2 protein-coding genes are annotated in these 1,997 nt (G+C 41.5%); one reads left to right on the forward strand and one right to left on the reverse strand.

The window, feature by feature from the left end:
* Positions 1-109: 109 nt before the first annotated feature.
* A complete protein-coding gene (locus ACWWFX_RS25215; RefSeq protein WP_473225099.1) occupies positions 110-1,000 on the forward strand; it encodes an RES family NAD+ phosphorylase in 891 nt (296 codons plus the stop codon).
* A 138-nt stretch (positions 1,001-1,138) separates the two neighbouring features.
* On the opposite strand, the gene ACWWFX_RS25220 is transcribed toward ACWWFX_RS25215, so the two are convergent.
* Complete coding sequence (locus ACWWFX_RS25220; protein WP_473225100.1) at positions 1,139-1,762, reverse strand: hypothetical protein; 624 nt, start codon at positions 1,760-1,762, stop codon at positions 1,139-1,141.
* Positions 1,763-1,997 lie beyond the last annotated feature (235 nt).

Raw genomic sequence — 1,997 nt, forward strand, 5'->3', positions numbered from 1 at the left:
GTCTGACGGCGCTTACTGCTGAATTCACTGTCGGCGAAGGTAAGTTGATGACTCATGATGAACCCTGTTCCATGGCTCCAGATGACAAACATGATCTCATATCAGGGACTTGTTCGCACCTTCCCTAGATCATGACATTGAACTGCTGAGTCAATATAAGCCTCTACCTCTTTACCATTACGGTCCCCCGCTTTATAAAATTGGGGCAACTACAAACTATCAAGAGCTGGTTATTGACGAAGTTAGTGGTTGTAGACGCAAAGAGATTTGGGAGGAAATAATAAGTGCATGTAAAAGTGTAACACTTGAACCTGGCTTAACGATTTTCAGAGCTAGAAAAGGAAACTCACTACCACCTGCACTTGAAAATGAATTTGATTCAAATCCCAATCCAACTGAGGGGCGTTTTAACAAATCTGGGGAAAAAGTTTTTTATGGTGGGTTTGAGGTTGAAACTTGCTTGCATGAGATACGTGTAGCTCTGACTGATTGGATAGCTCTCGCAACTTTCCTCGTGAAAAAAGAACTTCGATTACTTGATATTACAGATATAACTGAGTTACCTTCGACACCTTTCGAAAGCATCGAGATCTTCATTAGGAAGATAGTTTATAGCGGAGAATCTGAGTATCCATTATGTCAGGAGCTTGCAAATGAAATTAAAAATCGCGGTTATGATGGTTTAATTACTTCCAGCTTCTTTAAGCAGGCGCATAAGAAAGATCTGAAGAACATTATTTTGTTCGGTCAGCCCGCTAAGGATGGCAAAATATCAATGACATCCACGAATAAAATTAATATAAACTCTATTTCGTATGAATTTTCATTTGGGCCAATGAGCGATAATAAAAGATTGGACGTGGAGGCTCTCAAATTGCTGGCAAAACAGTTTAGAGACAAGTTTAAATTAGTCGAATCTGGAGAGTTAGAATTAGAAGAATTTCAAGTATTTATGGATTACTACAGGCATGAGTTCATGACCATCATGGAGAATTCATAACCCTTAAATAGCTGGTCTGTTCAATCCCTCCTCGCGCGGATTATGACTTGATGAAACAAGAATGCTGGACTGAGTTACTCGGGGGAAGAAAATTTGAGACTTCCGCTTATCGCTCAGAGCGGACGGCCTTCATGGAAGTTAGTCTTGTTGTGGTGGCTCTTTCCAGCGCCATTGCAAAACATTCTCATCGCTGAGAATAAACAGTCCTGACCAAATTGCCGTCCAAAACTGGACATTCAGACACCATGGGCGTGTCATAAACCAGCGTAACGGTTTTGCTTCAAACAGATGAATACCTTTTCGCGATGGTGAATATAACGGGGGGCGTCCCACTAACGGCAGACAAAAGCCCCATTTCCAATATTCAGCAATACGCCTTCGGGCACATTCAATTGCATTACAGTTCCAGATGGTACCCCAACGCCGTTTCCATGTATCATTGAGACACCAGTTTTGCATTAGCGAATATTTGGGCGAATTGTCAATAGATATACTTTCACCAGTCATCAATTTGATCGTGCAATATTTTAACTGGTACTGTTCAACCGTAAATGCGAATCCATCCTCTAGAATAAGTACATCAAGTGTAGGAATATTTGAAAGCGTTAATATTATTGGTGAGTTATTTACATCATGAATGCATAGTGTTTCCTGGTAGCGTAAGCCACTGCCAATGGCTTCAAAAACAAGTTCAACTTGTTGCAGTCGTTCCTCTTTGCTTCTGAAAGCAATACGTGAACAACGAGGTTCTTTATCTGTCAACTGAGCAAATCGTAGACTGTACTCCAAATAATTCCCCAAGGAACGCCAGCTCGCCCCTAGCCTGTGTCTGACTGCCCAGCGCTCATGTGAGAGTTGATAAGTTTTTATGGCTTTGTTGAATAAATCGAACTTTTGCTGAGTTGAAGGATCAGATCACGTATCTTCCCGACAACGCAGACCGTTCCGTGGCAAAGCAAAAGTTCAAAATCACCAACTGGCCCACCTACAATAAAGC

It is taken from the genome of Pseudocitrobacter sp. 2023LY-00077, assembly GCF_055796175.1.